Origin of the sequence: Bacillus sp. FJAT-22090 (genome assembly GCF_001278755.1) — a bacterium.
Lineage (GTDB): Bacteria > Bacillota > Bacilli > Bacillales_A > Planococcaceae > Psychrobacillus.
The window spans coordinates 538,556-563,431 of record NZ_CP012601.1 but is presented as its reverse complement, the minus strand read 5'-3'; the positions used below and the strand labels follow the sequence as shown (position 1 = coordinate 563,431).

Annotated in this window: 31 protein-coding genes and 1 other annotated feature; of the genes, 5 read left to right on the top strand and 26 right to left on the bottom strand. The window is 34.8% G+C overall.

Going from position 1 to position 24,876, the window contains the following annotated elements:
- Positions 1 to 140: 140 nt before the first annotated feature.
- Positions 141 to 455, bottom strand: a complete 315-nt coding sequence (locus tag AM499_RS02880; protein ID WP_053588785.1) for a post-transcriptional regulator — start codon at positions 453 to 455, stop codon at positions 141 to 143.
- 92 nt (positions 456 to 547) lie between these two features.
- Here AM499_RS02880 and AM499_RS02875 point away from each other — a divergent pair, with 92 nt between their 5' ends.
- Entirely contained in the window at positions 548 to 2,074 is a 1,527-nt protein-coding gene (locus tag AM499_RS02875; protein ID WP_053588784.1) for a putative polysaccharide biosynthesis protein, read from the top strand.
- Here the strand turns inward: AM499_RS02875 and AM499_RS02870 are convergent.
- The 8 genes from AM499_RS02870 to AM499_RS22180 form a co-directional block, all read right to left on the bottom strand.
- Positions 2,058 to 2,696 carry a DUF421 domain-containing protein gene (locus AM499_RS02870; RefSeq protein ID WP_053588783.1) on the bottom strand — a complete coding sequence of 213 codons (639 nt, stop codon included), beginning with the start codon at positions 2,694 to 2,696 and terminating at the stop codon, positions 2,058 to 2,060. The two genes, AM499_RS02875 and AM499_RS02870, sit on opposite strands and share 17 nt — an antisense overlap.
- A gap of 68 nt (positions 2,697 to 2,764) precedes the next feature.
- Positions 2,765 to 3,028: a preprotein translocase subunit YajC gene (yajC, locus tag AM499_RS02865; RefSeq protein WP_053588782.1), complete on the bottom strand. Its 264-nt coding sequence runs from the start codon at positions 3,026 to 3,028 to the stop codon at positions 2,765 to 2,767.
- 44 nt (positions 3,029 to 3,072) lie between these two features.
- The gene (gene tgt, locus AM499_RS02860) at positions 3,073 to 4,212 is read right to left on the bottom strand and encodes a tRNA guanosine(34) transglycosylase Tgt (protein ID WP_053588781.1); all 1,140 of its coding nucleotides are present in this window, start codon (positions 4,210 to 4,212) and stop codon (positions 3,073 to 3,075) included.
- Positions 4,213 to 5,253 (bottom strand): tRNA preQ1(34) S-adenosylmethionine ribosyltransferase-isomerase QueA, encoded by a 1,041-nt coding sequence (gene queA / locus AM499_RS02855; RefSeq protein WP_053588780.1) that lies wholly within the window; start codon positions 5,251 to 5,253, stop codon positions 4,213 to 4,215.
- A gap of 17 nt (positions 5,254 to 5,270) precedes the next feature.
- Entirely contained in the window at positions 5,271 to 6,281 is a 1,011-nt protein-coding gene (gene ruvB, locus AM499_RS02850; RefSeq protein WP_053588779.1) for a Holliday junction branch migration DNA helicase RuvB, read from the bottom strand.
- Positions 6,282 to 6,299: 18 nt separating this feature from the next.
- Entirely contained in the window at positions 6,300 to 6,920 is a 621-nt protein-coding gene (gene ruvA / locus AM499_RS02845; RefSeq protein WP_053588778.1) for a Holliday junction branch migration protein RuvA, read from the bottom strand.
- Positions 6,921 to 7,050: 130 nt separating this feature from the next.
- On the bottom strand, positions 7,051 to 7,899 hold the full coding sequence (locus tag AM499_RS02840) for an aminoglycoside phosphotransferase family protein (RefSeq protein WP_053588777.1): 849 nt from the start codon (positions 7,897 to 7,899) through the stop codon (positions 7,051 to 7,053).
- 3 nt (positions 7,900 to 7,902) lie between these two features.
- Positions 7,903 to 8,829, bottom strand: coding sequence for a LysM peptidoglycan-binding domain-containing protein (locus AM499_RS22180; RefSeq protein WP_053588776.1), 927 nt, complete (start codon positions 8,827 to 8,829; stop codon positions 7,903 to 7,905).
- Between the two features lie 137 nt (positions 8,830 to 8,966).
- On the opposite strand from AM499_RS22180, the gene AM499_RS02830 reads away from it, so the two are divergent.
- Positions 8,967 to 9,497, top strand: a complete 531-nt coding sequence (locus AM499_RS02830; protein ID WP_053588775.1) for a transcription repressor NadR — start codon at positions 8,967 to 8,969, stop codon at positions 9,495 to 9,497.
- Between the two features lie 27 nt (positions 9,498 to 9,524).
- Here the strand turns inward: AM499_RS02830 and pheA are convergent, their stop codons facing one another.
- From pheA to AM499_RS21145, 15 genes are all read right to left on the bottom strand, one after another.
- The gene (gene pheA / locus AM499_RS02825) at positions 9,525 to 10,403 is read right to left on the bottom strand and encodes a prephenate dehydratase (RefSeq protein ID WP_053588774.1); all 879 of its coding nucleotides are present in this window, start codon (positions 10,401 to 10,403) and stop codon (positions 9,525 to 9,527) included.
- Positions 10,404 to 10,415: 12 nt separating this feature from the next.
- Entirely contained in the window at positions 10,416 to 10,871 is a 456-nt protein-coding gene (locus AM499_RS02820) for an ACT domain-containing protein (RefSeq protein WP_053588773.1), read from the bottom strand.
- Positions 10,872 to 10,888: 17 nt separating this feature from the next.
- On the bottom strand, positions 10,889 to 12,178 hold the full coding sequence (gene obgE, locus AM499_RS02815; protein WP_053588772.1) for a GTPase ObgE: 1,290 nt from the start codon (positions 12,176 to 12,178) through the stop codon (positions 10,889 to 10,891).
- Between the two features lie 5 nt (positions 12,179 to 12,183).
- Entirely contained in the window at positions 12,184 to 12,717 is a 534-nt protein-coding gene (locus AM499_RS02810) for a Spo0B domain-containing protein (RefSeq protein ID WP_053588771.1), read from the bottom strand.
- 111 nt (positions 12,718 to 12,828) lie between these two features.
- On the bottom strand, positions 12,829 to 13,119 hold the full coding sequence (rpmA, locus tag AM499_RS02805; RefSeq protein WP_053588770.1) for a 50S ribosomal protein L27: 291 nt from the start codon (positions 13,117 to 13,119) through the stop codon (positions 12,829 to 12,831).
- A 12-nt stretch (positions 13,120 to 13,131) separates the two neighbouring features.
- Positions 13,132 to 13,467 (bottom strand): ribosomal-processing cysteine protease Prp, encoded by a 336-nt coding sequence (locus AM499_RS02800; RefSeq protein WP_053588769.1) that lies wholly within the window; start codon positions 13,465 to 13,467, stop codon positions 13,132 to 13,134.
- 1 nt (position 13,468) lies between these two features.
- Positions 13,469 to 13,777, bottom strand: a complete 309-nt coding sequence (gene rplU / locus AM499_RS02795) for a 50S ribosomal protein L21 (RefSeq protein ID WP_053588768.1) — start codon at positions 13,775 to 13,777, stop codon at positions 13,469 to 13,471.
- 12 nt (positions 13,778 to 13,789) lie between these two features.
- Positions 13,790 to 13,869: a sequence feature (ribosomal protein L21 leader region), on the bottom strand.
- Positions 13,870 to 13,920: 51 nt separating this feature from the next.
- Entirely contained in the window at positions 13,921 to 14,439 is a 519-nt protein-coding gene (locus tag AM499_RS02790; RefSeq protein ID WP_053588767.1) for a M50 family metallopeptidase, read from the bottom strand.
- A gap of 70 nt (positions 14,440 to 14,509) precedes the next feature.
- Positions 14,510 to 15,055 carry a hypothetical protein gene (locus AM499_RS02785; protein ID WP_053588766.1) on the bottom strand — a complete coding sequence of 182 codons (546 nt, stop codon included), beginning with the start codon at positions 15,053 to 15,055 and terminating at the stop codon, positions 14,510 to 14,512.
- 92 nt (positions 15,056 to 15,147) lie between these two features.
- Positions 15,148 to 15,948, bottom strand: coding sequence for a septum site-determining protein MinD (minD, locus tag AM499_RS02780; protein ID WP_053588765.1), 801 nt, complete (start codon positions 15,946 to 15,948; stop codon positions 15,148 to 15,150).
- Between the two features lies 1 nt (position 15,949).
- On the bottom strand, positions 15,950 to 16,621 hold the full coding sequence (gene minC, locus AM499_RS02775; protein WP_053588764.1) for a septum site-determining protein MinC: 672 nt from the start codon (positions 16,619 to 16,621) through the stop codon (positions 15,950 to 15,952).
- Between the two features lie 36 nt (positions 16,622 to 16,657).
- Positions 16,658 to 17,185, bottom strand: coding sequence for a rod shape-determining protein MreD (gene mreD / locus AM499_RS02770; RefSeq protein WP_053588763.1), 528 nt, complete (start codon positions 17,183 to 17,185; stop codon positions 16,658 to 16,660).
- The gene (gene mreC / locus AM499_RS02765; protein WP_053588762.1) at positions 17,182 to 18,084 is read right to left on the bottom strand and encodes a rod shape-determining protein MreC; all 903 of its coding nucleotides are present in this window, start codon (positions 18,082 to 18,084) and stop codon (positions 17,182 to 17,184) included. Before mreC ends, mreD begins: the two co-directional genes overlap by 4 nt.
- A 16-nt stretch (positions 18,085 to 18,100) precedes the next feature.
- Entirely contained in the window at positions 18,101 to 19,117 is a 1,017-nt protein-coding gene (locus AM499_RS02760; RefSeq protein ID WP_053588761.1) for a rod shape-determining protein, read from the bottom strand.
- 95 nt (positions 19,118 to 19,212) lie between these two features.
- Positions 19,213 to 19,383 carry a JAB domain-containing protein gene (locus AM499_RS21145; protein WP_082355157.1) on the bottom strand — a complete coding sequence of 57 codons (171 nt, stop codon included), beginning with the start codon at positions 19,381 to 19,383 and terminating at the stop codon, positions 19,213 to 19,215.
- Between the two features lie 225 nt (positions 19,384 to 19,608).
- Here AM499_RS21145 and AM499_RS02755 point away from each other — a divergent pair, with 225 nt between their 5' ends.
- From AM499_RS02755 to AM499_RS02745, 3 genes are all read left to right on the top strand, one after another.
- Positions 19,609 to 20,373, top strand: coding sequence for a hypothetical protein (locus AM499_RS02755; RefSeq protein ID WP_053588760.1), 765 nt, complete (start codon positions 19,609 to 19,611; stop codon positions 20,371 to 20,373).
- Positions 20,374 to 20,459: 86 nt separating this feature from the next.
- Positions 20,460 to 21,731, top strand: a complete 1,272-nt coding sequence (locus tag AM499_RS02750) for an ATP-binding protein (protein WP_053588759.1) — start codon at positions 20,460 to 20,462, stop codon at positions 21,729 to 21,731.
- Positions 21,732 to 22,388, top strand: a complete 657-nt coding sequence (locus tag AM499_RS02745) for an HNH endonuclease (RefSeq protein ID WP_053588758.1) — start codon at positions 21,732 to 21,734, stop codon at positions 22,386 to 22,388.
- A gap of 306 nt (positions 22,389 to 22,694) precedes the next feature.
- Here AM499_RS02745 and AM499_RS02740 read toward each other — a convergent pair whose 3' ends face one another.
- Both AM499_RS02740 and AM499_RS02735 read right to left on the bottom strand, forming a co-directional pair.
- Positions 22,695 to 24,548 carry a site-specific integrase gene (locus AM499_RS02740; protein ID WP_053588757.1) on the bottom strand — a complete coding sequence of 618 codons (1,854 nt, stop codon included), beginning with the start codon at positions 24,546 to 24,548 and terminating at the stop codon, positions 22,695 to 22,697.
- Between the two features lie 12 nt (positions 24,549 to 24,560).
- Entirely contained in the window at positions 24,561 to 24,875 is a 315-nt protein-coding gene (locus AM499_RS02735; RefSeq protein WP_331457291.1) for a helix-turn-helix domain-containing protein, read from the bottom strand.
- Position 24,876 lies beyond the last annotated feature (1 nt).

Sequence of the window (24,876 nt, the reverse complement as noted above, 5' to 3'; positions counted from 1 at the left end):
AAAAGCTACCAACGTCGTCAGCTACGACAAGCAACAGGCGTCTGATGCTAAACAATTACTATAAGATACATGTTCTACTTCAAAAAACGCAACATATTTATTATGAAACACGATAGGCTCTCTGTCAAATAACGGAATGATTATTCATCATCCTTTTTATGATTTAACAGCAGTTGAAGTTCTTCTTGATTGACTTCAGAAAACCAATTGGATGTTTTAAAATTCTCGATTTGTTCAAAGGTCATAAATTCTGCTGGGGATATCGAGAGAATATCATTAATAATTTGATAAAGCGGAATTTCGGGTACTACTTTTTTACGCCATTTCTTCGTGATACAAAAATTCCAAATATCAATTTCTGTTACTGTTTTATATTGATAAACTTCGAACTCTGTTTTCTTACTTTCTAACGCAGGTAGTACATGTGAATATATTTCTTCGTATGTGATTTTCAAAATACCGCACCCCGTTTAAAGAATAATGTACCTACTAGTTTGCATATTGTAATTGTAAACGATGTTCCTGTATTTGAGAAGGAAGTGTTTATGTGTCTACATTTTTAAGAGGTTCTCTTTTGTTAATGCTCGCCATCTTTTTATCAAAGTTTTTAGGTTTTATTTACCGCATGCAATTTGTTCGTTTAACCGGAGAAGAAGCATATGGCATATATATGACCGCTTACCCAGCTTTCATTTTCTTTCTATCTCTTATTCAGCTTGGGATTCCTATTGCAATGTCAAAGATTATTGCAGAACTAAGAACGAGAAATGCAGTTTCTAGTTATTTCTCCGTCATGCGTACATCCGTTTTTGTAACTGTTATATCTATTCTAGCATTTACTCCTATTTTCCTTTATGTCACACCATTTATTTCTGAAAATTTATTAAAAAATGATGCTATAACAATGACACTATATGTTTCTATTGCTATTGTACCTATAGCGGCAGCAGGCGGAATTTTAAAAGGATTCTTTCAAGGAATAGCAAGAATAGAAGAGACAGCCGTTTCCCAGTTGATGGAACAAATAATACGAATTGTACTTATTAGTTTTTTACTCCCTCTTCTGCTTACATCAGCTTCCCCTAAAGAAGCAGCTGCTTATGCTATGGGAATGTCCTTACTAGGAGAAGTTGCGGCCTTACTTTACCTAAGATGGAAATATGTAAAATGGAAAGCGAAGCAAACAATTAAAAAAGCTTCCAATGCCTATCCACTTTCACCACTCTTTTCAATTGCTTTGCCATCTTCAGGTAGTAAACTATTTGGTTCTTTCACATGGTTTTTAGAACCCATAATCTTTATCAAAGCTCTAGCAATAACAGGTATTACTAGTGTTGCAGCTACGACACTATACGGTGTTATCTCCGGAGTTTTAGTACCATTGTTACTCTTTCCATCTTTCATTCCTTACGCATTGTCTGTCGTGCTTATTCCTGCCGTAAGTGATGCATTTGCAAGACGGAACAATTCACTTTTAAAAGAAAGAATTCATTTATCTTTAAAATTCTCTACCTTAACAGGATGTTACGCTGCTACACTATTTTATTTACACGGTGGAGAACTCGTTTCTGTACTATTTCATGTAGAAAATGCAACTGTTTATATGAAAATTTTGTCACCTATCTTTTTCTTTTATTATATTCAAAGTCCATTGTTTTCTATTTTACAAGCTTTAAACAACTCTAAGGCAGCTTTTTTAAACTCGTTATATGGCGGAGTTGGTAAATTACTCTTACTATTTTTTCTCGCTTCTCAAGCAGCCATCCAAGAAAAAGGAGCAGTCGTTGCGATTGGTTTTGGTGTTTTGATCACTTCCTTTTTACATATTGCTTCTATAAGAGAAAAAAAAGAAGCACAGATCGGCTTCTCGTTTTTCGCACTTCCATATGTCATTTTCTTACTCACAATTGTTTCACGTCCGTTACTTTTTACAATTGGCGAAAGGTCATTATTAATTGATTGTTTTGTAACTCTTCTATATCTAACGATTGGATTAGTTCTTTTTAGACAAATAAAAAGAAAAGAAGTCAGTGTTATTCTACAAATACTTCGAACTTCTAAAAAGAAGTTTTGAGTTGAATATATAAAGAATCATCTTCATAACTACAATAAAAAATCTTATTTACGTCCAATATTGATTTTTTTTCAAGTTCTTCTCTAAGCCATTTCTCGTCTTTTCCAAGTCTTTGTAAGTGATCTATTTGAATCTCGCCATCTATGATTAGAGGTAAGACATATTGTTGTTCCTCTTTTTTAAAGACAGATAAATTGCCAGATGGTTCTAAAAAGGCATAAGAAACGGATTTTATAGAACCTATTTGTTGTTCTCTTAATTGTTGTAATAAATCGTCTAGGTTATAACGTTGTTTTCTCATTTCTTTCTCATTGATGATACCATCTTTCATTATAATGGATGGTTTTCCTTCCATTGCGTCTCGGAAATCCTTACTTTTTAATGAAAAATAAGAAACTCCAACTTGAATAATCAATAATATTACCATTGGTATTACTGCATGAATAAACTTACTTTTTGGATCATCTAAGGCTAAAGCTCCTATTTCTGCAATTAGTAAAAAAACTACTAAATCGAAAATGCTTAGCTCACCGACTTCTCGTTTTCCCATTAATCGAAGAATACCTAGAATAATCCAATATAATAAAAAAGTACGTAAAATAATGATGAGAATATCGTTCATCCTATCACCTCATTACTACTCTGCCCAAATTAAAAGAACTTACTCATAAATAGAGTAAGTTCTTTTTTTTATTGTTCTGAAACAACTCGTCCTACTGCAACACGTTCAAATTGCAACCGTGTTCCATCTGCTACGACTACAAAAATAGTTGTATCATCTACTGCATCTATCTTCCCGTGTAAACCACCAACTGTAATAATTTGATCTCCACGTTTTAGATTATTTTGCATTTGTGCTGTACTTTTTTGACGTTTTTGTGCTGGTCGAATGATAAAAAACCACATCACTGCGAACATAGCAATTATCGGCAATAAGCCTGCTAATGAATCCATATTAAATATCCCCTCCTTTTTTCTCTCTATCTAGTATACAAGAATCAGAAATTTTTTGCATTTGGTTTGTTATACCCATATTCTTCAAAAAACTCTTCTTTGAAATCTAACAAGCGATCTTCACGAATTGCTTGTCGTACATCTTTCATTAGATTCATTAAGAAATGAAGATTATGATATGACGCTAACCTTAACCCAAATGTTTCATCTGCTTTGAAAAGATGGCGAATGTATGCACGTGAGTAGTTCTGACAAGTGTAACAATCACATTTTTCATCAATTGGTCCAAAATCACGTGCAAATGCAGCTCCTTTGATAACTAATCGACCTTTTGATGTGAAAAATGTACCGTTACGGGCAATACGAGTTGGAAGTACACAATCAAACATGTCAACACCACGAATAGAGCCATCGATTAATGAGTCTGGAGAGCCCACTCCCATTAAATATCGTGGTTTGTTTTCTGGCATCATAGGTGTAGTGAAGTCTAGTACACGATTCATAACATCCTTTGGTTCCCCAACGGATAATCCACCAATTGCATACCCAGGAAAATCGAGCGATACTAGATCCTTTGCTGATTGACGACGTAATTCTTCATATTCTCCACCTTGTATAATACCAAATAATCCTTGCTTATTTGTATTTGTATGTTCAGTCAAGCAACGTTCTGCCCAACGAGATGTACGCTCTACTGACGCTTTCATATACTCAAATGTTGCAGGATATGGCGGACATTCATCAAATGCCATCATAATATCGGAGCCTAATGCATTTTGAATCTCCATTGATTTTTCAGGACTTAAAAATAGTTTATCTCCATTCAAGTGATTGCGGAAATGAACTCCTTCTTCTTCGATTTTACGCATATCGCTTAAACTAAATACTTGGAAACCACCAGAATCCGTCAAAATTGCACGATCCCAGTTCATAAATTTATGTAGACCTCCTGCTTCACGAATAATATCATGTCCAGGTCGTAGCCATAAGTGGTACGTATTACTTAAAATAATGCCAGCTTCCATCTCTTTAAGATCTTCTGGTGCCATCGTTTTTACAGTAGCTTGTGTACCTACAGGCATAAATGTTGGTGTTTCAAACGATCCATGGGGTGTGTGAACAATTCCTAGACGAGCGCCAGTTTGTTTATCTTTTTTTATTAACTCATATGTTATTGCAGACATTTAATAATTCCTTCCTTTTATAAACATTGCATCACCAAAGCTGAAAAAGCGGTATTGCCGTTCGATTGCTTCTTTATAGCCGCTTAATATAAATTCTCTAGATGTAAGAGCACTAACTAACATCACAAGTGTTGATTTCGGTAAGTGAAAATTGGTAATCATCCCATCAATACATTTAAATGAATACCCTGGATAAATGAAAATTGATGTCCAACCACTATCTTCTTGTATTGTGCCATCAAACTTTGTAGCAACAGTTTCCAGCGTTCTTGTGGAAGTAGTTCCTACAGCAATAATTTTACCTCCAGCTTTTTTTACCTCATTTATGGTTTTCGCAGTATCCTTTGAAACACGGTAAAATTCTGAATGCATTTCGTGATCATCTATCGAATCCACACTTACTGGACGGAAAGTTCCAAGTCCAACATGTAGTGTTACAAATGCAATTTTAACACCTTTTGAGCGTATTTCATCTAATAACGTTTCGGTAAAATGGAGACCTGCTGTTGGTGCGGCTGCTGACCCTTGTTCTTTAGCGTACACAGTTTGATAACGATCTTTATCATCTAATTTTTCATGAATATACGGAGGGAGTGGCATTTCCCCGAGCTGATCGAGCACTTCAAAAAACACACCTTCATATTCAAAGTTGAACACTCTGCCACCATGTTCTTTTAATTCAGTACATACTGCTGTTAACAAGCCATCGCCAAATGATATTTTCGTTCCTACTTTTACTCGCTTGGCAGGTTTTACAAGCGTTTCCCAATGATTACCTTGTATTTGTGTTAATAACAACACTTCAACATGTGCACCTGTTTCTTCTTTTATTCCCATTAAACGAGCAGGCATAACCTTTGTGTCGTTCAGTACGAGACAATCTCCTTCGTTTAATTCTTCCACGATAGAAGAAAAGGTTTCATGTTTAAATGAATTATTAGGATAATCTGCTATCAGAAGCTTGCTACTTGTTCGTTCTAAAAGTGGCGTTTGTGCAATTAATTCCTCTGGTAATTCAAAATCAAAATCTTCTACTCTCATATTCCTTACTTCCTTTATTAGTTATCTCTTTCAATTGGTAATGGTATACCTAAATGTTCATATGCTAGTGGAGTAACAATTCTACCTCTTGGTGAACGTTGTATAAATCCTATTTGCAATAAGTAGGGCTCATATACATCTTCAATAGTAGTCGATTCTTCCCCAATACTTGCAGCTATAGTGTCCAGACCAACAGGACCTCCTCTAAATCGCTCAATCATCGCTGTAATCAGTTTATGATCAATATGATCCAAACCTCTAGGGTCGATTTGTAGTAGTTCTAATGCTTCGCGGGCAAGTTCAATGGAAATGTGACCATTTCCCCTTACTTGAGCATAATCTCGTACTCGTTTTAACAAGCGATTTGCAATACGTGGGGTTCCTCTTGAACGTCTAGCGATTTCTCCAGCAGACTCATGATCAATTGACGCATTAAATAACTCCGCACTTCTGACAACAATAGACGTTAAAGCCTCTTCGTCATAAAATTCGAGTCTTAGCAACACACCAAAGCGGTCTCGTAGTGGGGCTGATAATGCCCCTGCCCGTGTGGTAGCACCAATTAAAGTAAATGGCGGTAAATCCAAACGAACACTCCTAGCGGAAGGTCCTTTACCAACCACGATGTCTAAACTGAAGTCTTCCATTGCAGGATATAATACTTCTTCAATCGATCGATTTAAACGGTGGATTTCATCAATAAATAAGACATCTCCCGGTTCTAACGAGCTAACAATAGCAGCTAAATCACCTGGTCGTTCGATTGCTGGACCGCTTGTCATGCGTATTTGTACATCCATTTCATTTGCTATAACTGCCGCAAGAGTAGTCTTCCCAAGACCTGGAGGTCCATACAGAAGACAATGATCTAAACTTTCACTTCTCATCCTAGCTGCTTCAATAAAGATTTCTAAATTATGCTTTATTTTATCTTGTCCAATATATTGTGATAATAATTGTGGGCGAAGGGATTGCTCAAACGGCTCATCATAATTAGAAATCTCACTCGAAATAACACGCTCCGTCATAGCTTGAACCTCCTTTCCCTATTTGCCTGAAAATAATAATTGTAAAGCTTTTTTCATAAAATCATCTGTTTTTTGTAAAGATTCATTGCCTTTTAGAATTGGACGAATTTTTGATAGTTCCCGCTCAGAATAACCTAACGCAGCTAATGCTAGCATCGCTTCTTCTAATTCATGAGTCGCTTGTCCATCCTCAAACAGAGTTGGTTCCTCTTGTGTAAAATCAAAATGCTCTATGTCAATTAAGTCATTTAATTTACCCTTTAAGTCAAGAATCATTTGACGAGCAGTTTTCTTCCCTACTCCAGGAAATTTCACTAAATAGGATTCATCTTCACGTTCTATCGCTTGAATAACATGAGTTGGTTCTCCGCTTGCTAATATAGCAAGTGCTCCTTTTGGACCGATACCAGAAACGAGTATTAGTTTTCTAAATAACTCTCTTTGGGGTAAATCTAAAAACCCCATCAAATGCTGAGCATCTTCCCTTACGTGTAAATACGTGTACACTTGAATAATTTCTTCACTTTTACGAAAAGAAAAAGGATTCGGGGTTAATAATTGATACCCAATCCCTTGTTGTTCTATTACAACATACTCAGGTGTAACTCGTGTTACTTGACCTTTTATATAATCATACATATTTTATCCCTCACTATCGACAAACCTATTATAACATAACTAGAAATGTGCACGTATAAGACAGTACACTTTTAGATGTAGAATACAAGAAAAGGTCGCTCTCTATAAAGAGCAACCTTCTCCAAGTCTATTATAATCTGCCTAAATTATAGCATAGCTTTGGCCATTCTGTTAGTGCTTTGTTGGTATACGGTATCAATTGGTCTATAAATTTTTGTTTTCTCTCTAAAGGCAAAGCATACGCATAGAGCCATTCTCTATATAATTCGTTCGGATACATCAAAGCTTCCTTATGCTTTGTTGCGACCTTTTCCAATAGCGGAAACTCACTTAACAATATAAAAATGTCATAGTTAATCGCAGGCAGAACGCGGTGCATCCATAATATTTCTTCCATTTCTTTTGGACCAATGACAGCAAGATCAAAATCGATAATTTTATAAGCTTTTTCATTGGATAAAAAATTATGATGTACTACATCGCCATGCAGTATAGTAGTATCTTTATTATTAAATAATTGCATATTTTTTAGAGCTATATCACCTAAGTGCAGGAGCATCTTTGTTTTTTTTTCACCTAAATAAAATTCCACAAAATAAGAGATTTCTTTCATTTTTAAGGAACGATTCTGCCATTTTGCAAACAAATCAAACGGCTGAAGCAGTTTCTGATTATCCCATTTAATATATTTGTTCGTATCATGTAACTGTTCTAACAGTGAATAAACTTCCAAGCGATCCGTTTTGCTTCCATAATCAACTGGATGTGTACCTTTGAACCAAGGCTGGATGATAAAGTCTTCCTGAGCTGATTCTAATACTGGCAGTATAAAAGATTTATCGAGCTGATGTAATTTATGGTGAATAATTCGAATCTTTTCTGCATGTTCAACAGTTGGATATTTTTTTACAGAAAATAGCCCATTTTCATTTTCCCATTTCCATACATTCTTTTTTATTTGCCGAATGTAATTACTCACTTTTTAAAAGTGATGATACGGATAAGGTGGACAAGCAAAAACGGGTACATAGCAAATATGAACGTATGGATGACCACCCCATGGTTGCATCTGTTGATGATGCATTTCTGGTTGCATTTGTGGTTGCATTTGTGGATACATTTGCTGGTCCATACAACCGCAAGGATTCATTGGCTGATAGTGTTCAAATTGTTGCATTTGTGGGTACTCTTCAAATGGTTCCATCTCCTCAAATTCTGAAGAAACTTCTTCCATGATTGGGCTCACATATTGTGGTTCCATTTTTTGGGGTTGTTCAACATGATATACTGGACTTTCTTCTTTTTCATGGTCATCATTATGAATATTTATATGAATCGATGTAGATTCAATTAGTCTCCACCCTTGAGGTGATGGAGTCATATCTAAATCAGGAACTGGCATTATATGAAACGGCATTGCATATGGCTGTGGTTGTTGGACTTGTTGAATTTGTTGGATATTTTGAATAGGCTGCATAGGTTGAGGTGGTGGGGCTGCTGGAACTTGTTGTATAGGTTGCACTGGTGGTGCCATAGGTACCATTGGAATAGGTTGAAACGGCATAGGCATTGGAACAGGTTGCATCTGTTGTGCTTTACTAATTGGTTGGACTTGCTGTGCCTTACTAACAGGTTGGACTTGTTGCATTTTCATGTTGTTACCGGTTTGCGGCTGGATAATGATTTCCTCCTTATTTACCATTTCTTTTTTTACAGGACGATCATCGCTATATGGATGTCTCATAGACTCCATTTTGCTCTTTTCAGGAATAAAAATCTTCATTCCTGGCACAATGTATTCTGGATTTGCAAGATGTGCATTTAATTTCTTTAATTCATCAAATGATACACCGTAGTTTCTTGATATTTTCCAAAGAGTATCCCCTTTTTGGACAATATGAGTTTGCAAAGACTTCCTCCTTCCTTCCCTTTAAAATATGTACATCAATTTCAAATGGTCACATCTTTTTAAAACATTCTAGCTACCCTTCATGTTAAACTTATGAAAAGACAGTAGGTAGTTATGCAAGTTTGGAGGGTTTATAAATGAAAAAGTTAAAAGGATCAGAGAGAAGAAATTGGATTTTTTCTTATTTAAAAGAGCAAAATCATCCTGTAACAGGAGGGGACTTGGCAAAGCTAGCAAATGTGAGTCGGCAAGTAATTGTAAATGATGTCACTTTGTTAAAAGCTACTAATATTCCTATTGTTTCAACTAGCCAAGGATATATATTGCTACCAGATAAAGAATTGAATGCGTGTGTTTCTAAACGAGTTGCATGTAATCACCAATCTAAAGATTCTGAAGATGAATTACTAACATTAGTAGATGCAGGTGTTACAGTTGAAAATGTGACTGTAGAACATCCCGTTTATGGCGAAATCACTTCTTCCATTATGGTTTCCAATCGTCATGATGTCGAAATGTTTTTAAAGAAGGTAAGAGAAACAGATGCCCCTTTCTTGTTGGAACTAACATCGGGAGTTCATTTACATCTTATATCTGCCCCAACGGAAGAAATATTGAATAGAGGAATTGATGGTATTCGAAAAAAAGGCTACCTGATAGAGGAATAAGCCTTCTCACATAAAAAAAGAAGCCCTTCATTCGGAAGGAGCTTCTTTTTCTGTTTCATATGTATTGTAGGACCCAAGTGATTTTACATCACAACCTAAAGCTTTTAATTCTTCTATAGCACCAATCATCATTGGCATTTTTTCATCTTCTAAAATATCTATTACGAAAAAATATTGTCCCAAGCCGGTTTTAAGAGGTCGAGATTCGATTTTACTTAAATTGAGCTGTCTCCATGCAAAAACGGATAGTACTTGATGCAATGCCCCTGAACGATCATCCTTAGGCAAAGTAATCATGACAGTCGTTTTCATTTGTCCAATATGTCCTGACTCTTGAATACAAAGATTTTTTTTGGAAAGTACGAAGAAGCGTGTATGGTTAAAATGGAAATCGTGAATGTTTTGCTCTACAATTGCTAGATTGTACTCACTTGCTGCAGATGAATTCCCAATTGCTGCAATACATAGCTCTTCATTTTCCGAAACATACTTCGCAGCTGCTGCTGTAGAAGTCGATTGTTCAAGTGGAACTTTCCCAAATCGATAATATAAATATTTATGACACTGTGCTAATGCATGTGGGTGCGAATAGATAGTCGTTATTTCTTCCCAATTCTTTTTATTAGTTGGATGAACCATTAAATGTTGCTCAATTGGAGCTTGTATTTCTGCAATCACATATAGGTTTGCCTCATGAAATAAATAATCAATTGTTAAAGGAACGGTACCTTCTAATGCATTTTCAAGTGGAACGACAGCGATATCTACACTCCCATTTGCAACTGCTTCTATGCATTCTGGAATTGTTCGAGTTGGAACAAGTAATTCATCTTGAAACAAAGCTTTCGAAGCAAGATGTGTAAAAGATGCTTCTGGCCCAAGAAAAGCCACTTTTTTTGTATCCATCGTAAATCCTCCTTACAAAGCACCAGAACTAATAACTTCAGCAGATTCCACAAAGTCTAGTCGCTTCATTTCATTTATAAATTCATCTAATTGCTTTGTCATCTCCGTTACATCAAGAGACAAAGTAACGCTTGCTCTCCCTTGAATAGGGATCGTTTGATGGATCGTTAAAATGTTGATAGACGATTCCGCAACGAGCTGCAAAAGTCTTGCAAGCGTCCCTTCTCTGTCCTCTAGTTGTAAAAATACAGTTAATATTCTTTCCTGGACAATCGAATGGAAAGGAAACACCGCATCACGATATTTATAAAAAGCACTTCTAGATAAATCTACTTCTTTTACCGCATCCCAAATGGAGGATACTTTACCAGATTGGAGAAGATGCTTTGCTTCCAAAGTTTTTTGCATCGCTTCGGTAAGCACATCCTCCCTTACTAAATAGAATCGCTGATGTGTAACATCTTTCATACGGTTTCCTCATTTCCCTATTCGATAAATTCAAACTCAAATTCTAATAGACGTACTGTATCTCCATCTTTTGCACCGCGCTCACGTAAAGCATCATCAATACCCATTCCACGTAATTGTCTAGAAAATCTTCTTATTGAATCTTCACGGCTAAAGTCAGTCATTTTGAATAAACGCTCCACTGTTCCACCAGATAACACAAATGCACCATCATCGTCTCTTGAAATAGTGAAATCGTCTTTTTTCGCTTCGTGTTTGTACATAACAGATGTTTCTGTTTCTTCCTCGGTCAAATCGTGCAGCGGGAATTCAGGAGCTACTTCTAACATATCTGCTATAGCAAATAGTAAATCTTGTAATCCTTGACGTGAAATCGCAGATATAGGGAAAATTTTCACTTCTGGTCCTACTTTTTCTTGAAATGCTATCAAGTTTTCTTCTGATTCTGGCATGTCCATTTTATTTGCAACGATAATTTGAGGTCGTTCCGTTAAACGAAGATTATATTGTTTTAATTCTTCATTGATTGTTAAGTAATCTTCATAAGGATCACGGCCTTCAAGACCAGACATATCAATTACGTGCACAATTACTCTTGTTCGCTCTATATGACGTAGGAATTGATGTCCTAGACCTACACCCTGGTGTGCCCCTTCAATCAGTCCTGGTAAATCAGCCATCGCAAAACTACGATGATCTTCTGTTTCCACCATTCCTAAATTAGGTACGATCGTTGTAAAATGATAGGAAGCAATCTTAGGCTTCGCGGATGAAACCACTGATAATAAAGTAGACTTTCCAACGCTTGGGAATCCTACTAAACCAACATCAGCTAAAACTTTAAGCTCTAAAGTAACAGATAATTCTACTCCTGGCTCTCCTTTTTCAGAAAGCTCTGGTGCAGGGTTTGCTGGCGTAGCAAAACGAGAATTACCTCTTCCTCCACGTCCACCTTTAGCTATAACAGCCTTTTGTCCATGTTCTACTAAGTCAGCGATAACTTGTCCTGTTTCTTCATTCATCACTACTGTTCCCGGAGGAACTTTAACCAATAAATCTTCTGCATTAGCACCGTGCATGTTCTTACTATGACCATGTTCTCCACGAGTTGCTTTAAAATGGCGTTTATAACGGAAATCCATTAATGTGCGTAATCCTTCGTCAACTACGAAAATTACATCGCCACCATTTCCTCCATCACCGCCTGCTGGACCTCCCATAGGCACATACTTTTCACGACGGAATCCTACCATCCCATCTCCGCCGTCTCCACCTTTGACGTACACTTTTACGTGATCTACAAACATTTAATTCACTCCAATCTTTCTCTTGCGATTAATTTAAATTTAATATGGGAATCTGAATTTATTTCTTTCTCCACATCCATTAAACCATTCAAACATTCATCAACCCATGTATAGGTAGACCATTCACCCTTCAGTTCTACTTGTACCTCTAATACATCAGCTGTAAGTATGTAGACATTTAGTGTCTGTTCTTGATAGCCCTTAAGCAATGGATATATCGTCTGTACAAATCGCTCTAAATAATTCTTTACAGGTTCATCGTAATGTCCTGCCCCTACTTTTTGAATGGAGGTTCCAAATTCCAATGTTATTTTATTGTAAGCTAAACTAAACGTTTGTAACCACTCATTTGTAAGAAGTAAACCTGTATTATTCACGTCGAAAAATTGAGTGCACTTTAATGAATACGTTCGTATAAGATTTTTTGCTTCATCATATCTTCCCATATCTAAGTTCATCTGAATTAAATGCAAATTATTTAAATAATCATGCATTGTATGACGCAATACTTCATTAATAGTTTTTTGTTTAGACTCCATTGTATACACGCTCCGTAAGTAAGCTTTCCTTATTTAGTATAACAGGTAATATTTAATTTTTCTCAAGAGAAAAGAAAAAGGACTGCAAAATGCAGTCCTTTTATTTTTTGATTAAGCTTCTTGAGCTACAGGATATACACTTACTTTTTTCTTGTCGCGACCGAAACGCTCAAAGCGTACTACACCGTCAACTTTAGCAAAAAGTGTGTCGTCTCCTCCACGTCCAACGTTTTCACCAGGGTGAATTTTAGTACCGCGTTGGCGATATAAAATAGATCCTCCTGATACGAATTGTCCGTCAGCACGTTTAGCACCTAGACGTTTCGCTTGAGAGTCACGACCATTACGAGTCGAACCTACCCCTTTTTTGGATGCGAAAAACTGAAGATTTAATTTCAACATATGTTCCACCTCCTACTTTTTGAAGGTTATTTTTATATACTTACCATAGTCTTGTTCAATCGTTTGTAAAGATACAATCATCGCTTCAAGAATTAGCTGTATATTTGCAGCTTTTTCAGGATTCGATATACTTGGCACTTCGACATATAAGTAGCCTCCGTCACCCTTTTGCTTAATAATAGGTGTGATTTCAGTAAGAGAGATGACAGCATTCACTGCACCAAATGATACAGCAGAAGCACCTGCACAAACTAAATCTTTCCCATGTTCGGCAAAATCAGCATGTCCTTTCATTTCAAATGAATGAATAAGACCTGATTGATCTTTTGTAACAGTCACTTTAATCATCTTATAAACTAATAGATTCTACTACTAATTTTGTGTATGGTTGACGGTGACCTTGTTTTTTACGATAATTCTTTTTCGCTTTGTATTTGAAAACGATGATTTTTTTAGCTTTGCCGTTTTTTACAACTTTCGCTGTAACTTTAGCACCTTCCACGAATGGAGCACCAACTTTAACATCATTTCCACCTACGAATAAAACTTTGTCAAAAGTTACAACATCATCAGCAGTTACATCTAATTTTTCAATGTAGATTTCTTGCCCTTGTTCAACTTTGATTTGTTTTCCACCTGTTTCAATAATTGCGTACATACCTGCACCTCCTCTTAGACTAAGACTCGCCTTATAAAAGGTGATTCGATTGCTCGAACACTTAAACCTTTTCAGAGCGGTTGTAGCAACGGGTGCTGCTACAAACAATAACATTTAAATATTACTACATCTCCTAAGCTACGTCAAGCACTTCTCGTTATATTATCAAATGCTAGCTTGTACTTTCTAAATCTCCAAAAGGAAATGTTTAGAATAAACAAGTACAAGAAGATAATACTGACGGATAGTAACCTAGGAAAGCAATACAAGCTTGCACAGAAGATCAAAAAGCTTAATCCCAAAGAGAATCCAACAATATCATTATATTTGTTTGGGTTAAATATATATAAGACTCGTCCACCATCCAAAGGAAAAATAGGAAGTAAATTAAGAAATAATATTAAAATTTGTGTTAGAACGATAATATTTTTTTGTGGAATATCAATAAAAGTAGTAAAAGCTAACAACAATAATGTAAATAATGGACCAGAAATCACAATTAATAATTGCTGCGTTTTTTTTAATCTGGAAAACTGCTCAATTCTGATTTCCCCACCGTAAGGTAATATGGTGCACGAAATAACTCTTGCCCCAATGAGCTTTGCCGCCAATAAATGACCAAGCTCATGAAATAGTAATGAACCAAATACGATGGAATACACAGCAACTTCTCCTGATAAATAAAAAAATATAAAAAAAGGTATCATAATGGGATGTACTCTATACATTTTTTTATTCATCTTCAGGTGATAGCCATTCCACTAGTTCGGTTGTATCTAGTATCTCCCCATCTTGTTCTACTTTAACATATAGCAAATTGCTAGCAACAGTTGCAAAAATATCTCCAGTATTAATCGTAGTATAAGGTAATTGATTGAACTCTTCTAAAAAACCAAATGTCGCAGTTTCTCCAGTATCATACAAAATAGAAAGGGTCTTTCCTGTCTTTTTTGTATAACCTGTAAATATGATTAAGCCATTTTCCGCAGCAAAGAGCTCTTGAGAATCATTAATAGATAAAATAGCTCCCTCTTCAAAAGGTTGAATTGATTTATATTCAATTAATGGAGGAGTTGTAACAGGTGAACTAACACTTATTACTTCATCCGGTTGATTTACCCAAGTCATTATTTTTTTATAAACTTCACTTGGCTTTTGTGGTTCCAGTAGTGTAGTAGAGTAATTGGTTGATAGTACATCACTCTTTTCAAATTTAGATAACGCAAAAAATAGTATGACAAATACAAATGCGAGCATCCATTTTTTTCTCGATAGCATAACATTCCCCCTAGTAGGAATGTATGACGGCTAGGACAAATTCATGAACAAAATAAAACCGACTTCCAAATTATTTGGAAGCCGGTCGAATATTATTTAGAAAATATAGATTTTAGTTTAGACATAACACCTTTTTTAGGCATGTCCATAGACATCAAAGGTACAGACTCCCCAAGGATACGGCGGGCAATATTACGGTAACCTAATGCCGCTCTATTTGATGGATCCATTACAACTGGTTCCCCTTTATTGGAAGAAGTGATAACACTTTCATCATCTGCTACAATTCCTAATAAATCAATAGATAAATGCGTAGTTATTTCATTAATATCGAGTGCTTCACCTTTCGTCATTAAATGTTGACGGATGCGGTTAATAATTAGCTTAGGTGGATCAATCGATTCCTCCTGTTCTAATAAACCGATGATTCGATCTGCGTCACGGACTGCAGAAATCTCAGGTGTTGTGACAACTATTGCTTTGTCAGCACCAGCTATTGCATTTTTATATCCTTGTTCAATACCAGCAGGGCAATCAATTAATACATATTCGTAATCTCGTTTCAATTCCGTTACGAGTTCTTTCATCTGCTCAGGTGTTACTGCATTTTTATCAGTTGTTTGGGCAGCTGGCAATAAATATAATTTATCCTCAAAACGTTTGTCTTTCACTAACGCCTGATGAATTTTGCAACGGCCTTCCACAACATCTACTAAATCATAAATAATTCTATTTTCAAGTCCAAGCACAACGTCTAAATTTCTCAAACCGATATCTGTATCCATTAAACAAACTTTTTTCCCTTGAAGAGCCAATGCAGTTCCAAGGTTTGCAGTTGTAGTTGTTTTACCTACCCCACCTTTACCAGAAGTTATTACGATTGCTTCTCCCACATTAGCTTCCTCCTTTAAATGTCGATAGATTCGGTCTTATTAATCTAAGTTCTTGTAAGCGATCTATTGCTATTGATCCATTTGTATGTAAATAAGCACATTCCATTTCTGGTTGCTCCGATAAAACACTTAACTCGTCTGTCATCGTTTCTACTACATTATCAATTATTAAATGCGTGGCCTCTAACCAAGATGCTGCAATGACAGCATCTCTTTTACCATTAGAGCCAGCATGTGCAATTCCTTTTAGTCTACCTAATACAAAGACATTCCCACCAGCAACTACTCTTCCGTTGGGATTAACGTCACCAATTACCACTAAGTCACCTAAAGCAGTAATTACCTGACCAGACCTTACTATACCTACATAAGTTTCTGACTGATTTTCTAGCAATTTTTTATTGCATTCTTCTACAGTCATTACTTCACTTTGAATCTTCGTAACTCGAAGATGTTCTGTTTGTTCTACACAGTTAATAATTTCTTTGGCCTGTTCGTCGTTGCAATAACGATTTCCAAGTTGTAAAAGCACTTCAGCTTGACCTTCAAAACCTTCATCCGAAACCTTTTTGGCTAACTCTTCTAAAAGCTCTGCATATGAACACTGATCGTCTAGCCGTAATACAAGGCCCTCTTTCGTTCCTTTAATCGATATTAACTGCTTTTTTGTCAATCAAGTCACCTCAGATCCACTGTCTACCGAAAAGCTTTATTTTTGCATTAATAACGCCTTTTGATTAAACCGATTTAGAAGAATGTATTTAAACCCCCACCCGAACATTGCTAGGAAAACAAAATTAGCAATCATTGTTGGGAGAAGATTAAATTTATAAAAATCTACAAATGTCATACTTTTTATACCGATAAAAGTATAAAAGAAAAACAATAATAACTCTACAACCGCTACTAGAATTAGCGTTAAAACTGTAGCCACCAATAAATGCTGATGAACATATTTTACAACTAAACTAGCAACTAAACACATTAATGGATAAATAAAAGAATATAATCCAATAATATCAATGAAAAAGACATCGTACAAGAGTCCAAAAAACAATCCAAATAACATGGCACGTTTTCGGTCATAATATATGGATACAAAAATTAAGTACATGATTAAGAAGCGAGGAACCAAAACAAAGAAATCCTCATTTATTTCTATTGGTGAGAAAAGTCCAAAAATCGGTTCCATATAAAATAATAGAACCGAAATGATAATAACTAAAAAACGAATCATGAGCCGTCCCCTGCGCCTTCTGTTAAATCCCTCTCGGTATTTTCTCCATCCGTTCCATCAATTGTAGACATTGAACGCTTAGAAATAATCACGTGGTCTAAAATAGAAAAGTTGGCTGCTGGTTTAATATACGCTAGTTTTGTCAATCCATAATCGTCTGTCGTCACTTCAGTCACTTCTCCGATTAATATACCCTTTGGAAAGATTCCACCAAGTCCAGAAGTTGTAACTTTTTGACCTTTTTTCACATCAAAATCAGAATCTATTCGCTTCAAAATAAGCTCTTTTCGCTTTTCATCATAGCCTTCTATTAATCCAAAAATCTCTTCTTTATCTGATATAACTGCGGACACTCGGTAGTTTGGATTTTGAGTAGATAAAAGTTCAACAGTAGAGGTGTATGGTGTAGTTAAAATAACTTTCCCAATTAATCCTTGAGAAGTCATAACAGCCATGTTCACTTCTATTCCATGTAATTCTCCTCTATCAATAATAATCTTTTCTTCCCATTGGTCCGGATTTCTAGCGATAGCAGTTGCTTGAATTGGATTATAAGCTCGAAGATCCTCTTCTTTATCAACAATATCTCGTAACTTCTGATTTTCATTTTCTAAATCATTGACTTCTGCTTGTAAGGAGGCATAATCCTCTAATCTTGCTTTCAATCGTTTGTTTTCATCATATGTATTAAGTAGTGATTCTACATTATTAAAAACACCAGTAACATACTGAGTCGGCTTGGAAAAAAAGGATTGTCCAAGGCCGACCACATCTTTAATAAGTTGTTCTGGCATTGATGCATGATTCCGATCGCGCAAAGAAAAGCTGATGAGTGCCACAAGAAATATCATCCCTACAAGCAGCAATATTAATCGCTTATTTGAAAAAAATTGTGGCATGGCTCACTTCCCCTTATTATTTCGTTTGTTGACGTTTTAATAATCCCATATGATCAAGTGCTTTACCAGTACCAATAGCAACACAATCTAAAGGATTTTCCGCAATAAATACAGGCATATTGGTCTGTTCACTAATTACTTTATCTAAATTTTTAAGTAGTGCTCCACCACCTGTAAGCATAATACCACGCTCCATTACGTCAGCAGATAATTCTGGAGGTGTTTGTTCAAGTGTTTTCTTCACTCCATCGATAATAGCCGCAATCGATTCACGAAGTGCGTTGGAAATTTCTTTTGAAGAGATATCAATCGTTTTAGGTAAGCCTGTTACGAGGTCTCGTCCACGAATATCCATCGTATCTTCCTCTGTTGTGACTCTAGCAGATCCTATTTCGATTTTTATCGCTTCCGCAGTACGCTCACCAATCGTTAGGTTATACGTTTTACGGACATAACTAGTAATCGCCTGGTCCATTGCATCGCCACCAACTCGAACAGACTCACTCGTCACAATACCACCAAGTGAAATTACAGCTACTTCCGTCGTACCTCCACCTATATCAACGACCATACTTCCAGTAGGTTCCCATACAGGTAAGTTGGATCCTATTGCAGCTGCAAAAGGTTCTTCAATCGTTAATGCATCACGAGCTCCTGCTTGTTTAGCAGCATCTATTACTGCACGTTGTTCCACAGAAGTAATACCATAAGGCACACATATCATCACATTCGGTTTGCTCCAAGACATACCAGATGCTTTCATAGCATTTTTCAAATAATATTCTATCATCGCAGAAGTTGTATCAAAATCTGCGATTACCCCATCTTTCATTGGACGTATAGCTACGATTGAGCCCGGTGTACGGCCGATCATATTTTTCGCATCATTTCCAACTGCAACAATTGCACCATTTTGTACATTTTTAGCAACTACAGAAGGCTCTCTTAACACAATACCCTTCCCTTTAATAAAAACAAGCGTATTCGCTGTTCCTAAATCAATCCCTACATCTCTAGATCCAAATCCAAACACTATTTTTTACTCCCTTTCCATCTAACGCAAGTTTCATTTAAATGATTCAAAGTCATAACTCCCATTATAACGGAAAGAAAGGAAAATGCACAGTGTCACATGTACCCCTTTTCTTTTAAACTAATAAATTGATGATCACCTATAATAACATGATCAAGTAATTCGATACCGATAATCTGTCCAGCCTCTAGCAATCTCTTTGTAACGTCAATATCTTCTGAGGATGGAGATGGATTGCCAGAAGGGTGGAAATGGTTAAGTTTGATTTGGGTATGTTCTTATATTAATTGAACATTATTCATTTGCAGAAACGTCTTAACGATAACACAATTGATATATAAATGTTATTAGTATAAAATTCCATTACAGGGAGGGGCTCATGAATAAACATGTTACTATTATCTAAACAAGCGATGATGATAATTGTATTTCATTTAATTGCCATATTGTAACTATATTGTTTTAATACTTCATGATACAGGAGGAATAGAGTGAATAAAAATAGCGTTGTTATCGAAAATTACATTAACGAAAAATTACTTTCTTACAAGAGATTTATGGATATCGAAAAAGTTCCACAGTTCGAGCTTATTATTAATCAAGAAGAAACAGTTCAAACAGACATAGCAGTTATTGCAGCCCATAACTACAACGTAAAAACCGACACACACACTCTAACTATCACTAAAGATATAACTTTAGGGGAAAAAGACCATATATTATTTCACGAATTTACTCATATGTATGATGTAATAACTTACTCCGAAAAAAATTCTCTACTTTATTTTTCTAATCGTGGATACACAGAGTATCACGCCTCGCAAATAGAATTATTGAAACTATTAGGTGCGGAATCAACTTTTGAAAAATTATCATTCTCACTTAATGACCATATAAAAACTATTTTTGGAGAAACAACTATACTTGATTATATTTTAACTTGTAAAAATGGAGTTCGTAATCTTATTACTGATGCCAAGTTTCCTGATACTTTAAATACATTTATTTCTGCCTTAGGTATGATTTTTAATCATCTCGGTCGTATTTCAATATGTCGAATGTATGCTAATGATTATGACCTATTTAAAGATGACCTTGAAGAACTAACAGTTGAAAAATCATTTTTAGGACAATACTCAACTCAAATAATTTCTGTTGCTGAAGGGTTTTTTACTAAAAATCAAATTGTTCAACTAGGTTTGCTTTTTTCACAGATGGCACAAGAGCTTTTCAATAAATATGAAAAATCTTTTTAATTGTAGTTTGATAAAAAAATGGATTGGTTCAAATAATATACGATTATTTAAAATAAAGAATACTATGCAAGAGTGGAGGAATTTATATGATAAAAAAGCTGGTAATAGAAGATTGGAATCAGTTCGAGCGAATAGATCTTGAACTTCACCCTAGATTGACTATCATTACTGGTGCTAATGGTTCTGGAAAAAGTACAATAATAAGATTAATTAGTAGGTTAATTGGCTGGAGTTATGCTGAAACGGGTGTACCAGCTACTTCACAAAAAGTTAATTCTCCTTTTTTATCTGGGATTAGTTTAGATAGACTATTAGAATCCTTTAAGGAGGACTATCAAAAAGTTAATGGTAATGGTATTAATATCGGTAAATTAGAAACAGAAAACGGTGGCTACAAACTTCTTGTTCCAAAACAAGCATCTCAAGCTTCTTATTCCGTAAACTTCAGTTCTTACGATACACCAGAGGCACTCAAAGGGGTAAGCATACCATCACATCGACTTCCTTTTACATATACAGCTTTAAAGTCAATCCCAGTTAAGCCAGCATCTCAGACAGAAGCCTATATTTTATATGCAGAATCATTAAAGAAAAGAGCAATTCCTGGTAGCTATTATAACCCTAATGAAGATAGTCCAACCCTTCATATGAAATCAACTCTTATGTCCTTAGCTGTGTTTGGAAAAGGTAACGATCATGTAACTAGTAATACAGAAGCTTATAAACTATTTAGAGACTTTGTTAAAATCCTTAGGGTATTATTGCCCGAAACCTTAGGTTTTAACGACATCAATATTAAAGACGGTGAGCTCTTACTTTTAACTAACACAGGAGAGTTTTTGCTAGACTCTGTATCAGGAGGAATTGGCGCTATTATTGATTTAGCATGGCAATTATATATGTTTGGTGATATGGAGAGTAATAAATTTGTTGCACTCATAGATGAAGTGGAAAACCACTTGCACCCTTCTATGCAAAGAAACCTGCTTCCTAAACTTTTAGAGGCATTTCCTGAAGTACAATTTATAGTTACCACGCACAGTCCTTTTATAATTAGCTCAGTAATCGAATCTACAGTATACGCTTTTAAATACAACGAAAATAACAAAGTGGATAGTCATAAACTTGACTTTGAATATAAAGCAGCTAATGCTATGGAGATATTAAGAGATGTCTTAGGAGTACCGGTAACTTTACCTATTTGGATTGAAGAAAAGGTTAACAGCATAATAGACAGATACAGGGGAGTTGAGCTAACACCCGAATCTTATGTACAATTGAAGAATGATTTAAAAGAAGTAGGTCTTAACGAACATATGCCACAGGCTCTTGGTCTTCTACAAGGGGGCAACATGTAAATGATACGACTAAAAAAATTAGAGAAGCCTGACATTCTTGTTCAAAAGGGAGAAGAATGGAAAGATGAATTAATGACTTATGTTAATAGTGGAAAAGATATTCCTAAAAATATTCAAGGGAGATATGCTCATAAAGAAATAAAGAAAACTCTTCTTGAAGAAACGAAAGAAAAATGTGCATACTGTGAGAGTGTTATAACAGGTATAGACTACGGTGATATTGAACATATAGAACCCAAAAAGAGGGTTCCGAAAAAAACCTTTGAATGGATTAATTTAACAATTTCCTGTGGTAAGTGCAATCAGAATAAGGGACAGTATTACAATGAAAACTTATCTTTAATTAACCCATATATAGATAAACCTGAAGAAGAAATAATATTTCTCGGACCCTATCCTTCTGCGAGAAGTGATAGAGCTTTAATGACTGTAAAACAGTTAAAGTTAGATAGGGTAGAATTATTGGAAAGAAGAACCGAGTACATTAAAAAAATTCAACCATTAATAAATTTATATTTAAATACTTATGATAAAGAGTTTCAAAAAATAATTTATCAGGATTTAATTGAATATACAAAAGAAAAACACGAATACAGTTCTATGATGAGATGTATACTGGCTACAATTAAATTACCTTTTGAAATGCAGATAAGTTAACATAGAAATCAAATACTAAATTAAATTTGATATCACTATTATTAGCCGTAAAAGACAAACAAATAAATTCTTTAAACTTTAGTTTTTGTTAAAGTCCTACCTCACTATGATGAAAATCATAAGCCAAAAAGTGAGTATAGAAAATAAAATTTCGACTAACGAGTGCGTTAGTAATGATGTTATTCAATTAAAGGCGCAATTGTAGAGCAACACAGGTAAAAATAATCAAACTTTATTTTAACTCTATATCAATAAAAACAAAAACTCCTTCGATATAAGATCGAAGGAATTATTTTTTGTTTTCGGCTATTTTATATCATCTAGAACTTGTAATTCTAATAATTCTTCACCTATTCTTGCATATCTAGCACTTTGAGTTAAAGATAAGCCGAAGCACTCTTGTAAATACTGTGAACCAAATTTAGCTGAACAATATTGAAATGCTGCGATACGTAAACTTTTTGGTGAATATCTTGTTACCTGTTTTACTTTTTTACAAATTGATTGATTAGAAATTGAAATATCCTTTATTGATTTAAACGCTGGAAATAACTTATTTGATTTTTTTCTACCTAACATTTCTTCACGACTAGTTAAGACCTTTTTTAATAGTATTAAATCCGAATCACTTAGGTAAGCGGGTGGCTTTCCATTAATGTAAATACATTTTACATCTAAATTAATATCCTCTAACTCTAATGATTTAATTTGACTAGTTGTAAGCCCATAAAAGTACACTAGAGATGACAAAAATCTCTCTACGACTAAATTTCCACTTCCATACTCAATCGCCTTAAAAATTGCTTTATGTTGTTTTAAAGACAATGGTGCAACTTCAATCATACTATCTCTTGCTACGAATTGTTCAATAGGAACGACAAAAACGAATCCATGCTTTTTCAAGAACGTGAAAAAATTAAATAATGTTCTTTTTCTAATTTGACCATTCGTAAAATCCATACCTAAAAGATATTTATTAACCATATCTTCCGTAACTTCTGCCCAGCTTGAAACAATATAATCTTTTTTTAAATAATAATAAAAAACCTTTATTTCATCAATATTTTTATATATAGTTGTCCAACTCTTTGTTAAAGATGCATTTTTTTTATTTAAATTCTCTATCTTTTGAGACTCAAATTCAATCAATTTTAATATAGGCTGTTGTAATGAACTTTCAAATTGATTCACTTTCTGTAGAATCTTTATTTTTTCATCTACTGGTCTTTGTTTTAATATTCCTAGACTTTCTAAATAGAATAAAAAAATATCCTTGAACTTATTCTTAGATGAAAACTCCTTTTCAAAATCATACAACCACTCTTCTGAAAGTAGTATATTAAAATACTTGTTTCCATGAACCAATTTATATTTTTGTGTCTGTTCATGTTCTCTAACTGTAAAAGGATACATTTGTAATCCATCTGGAATATAATCTTGTAAAAATACAAAGAATTTTTCCGAATTACTTAAAATGTCTGCGTATGTTTGTACTTTTCTATTTAAGCTAAACATGTAATGGACATAATTAATATATAAACCTTTAATTGATTCATTAGTAAATGTATTGTTTAAATAATCAAATTGCGACCTATTATAAATACTCCTGAACGCTATACAATCATAACAGTAATTATGTTGAGATTTTTCCGTTAGATTTGCGCCACAATCATGACATTTATTTTCGGAATAGAAATACTCTAAAACATCTTGATTCAATCTTCTTTCAGGTCGAATATCCTCAGGGTAAAATGAATTTTCATTTGATATTTCATCAAAAACAATTAAGTTTTTTGAATATAAAAACACTTTTATTGTATAAATAGCCGTAGGAGACTTGATTGAACTTTTTGAAAAATAATCATTAACTATATCAGATTCTATAAGAGGTTGTTTTCCTTCATACCCTTGTAAAACTTTTAAAAAGTCAATTGCCATTCTGTTTAGTTGTCCATATTTCCATGAACTATTTTTTATAAATAAAATAAAGTCGATTAATAAATTTGCTGTAAATTCACTTTTAGCCTTTGAAACTCTATAATAAGAATCTTTTAAATAAGTATTTAATCTGCGTTTACTATCACACTCATTACATGCCCCTGTTAATTTTACAGTTTTTTCCGATACCTTTTGACCACAGATAGGACAGCTTGTATACATTTTTATCTCCTTTTAAATCGGTGGTAATTGACGTTCAACTCCATTTGAAACCTTCATAGTTTGAATTTCATTTCCGTTATTTGTTTCTTTAGATACAATAACCGTAGGTTTATGCGCTAATAAATCATTGGGGCTACAATTAAGCGCCGAACACAATGCATCAAGCGTTGCCATCTTAACTTGTTTTGGAGGTTCATTTATTAATGCTGCTATTGAAGGTGCTGAAAGTTTGTATCCTGTTATTTCTTCCATTCTTCTAGCGAGTTCCGCTCCCGACCATATATCATTTTCAGCCATTATCTTTCGTAATCTCCACTCAAAAGCCAAG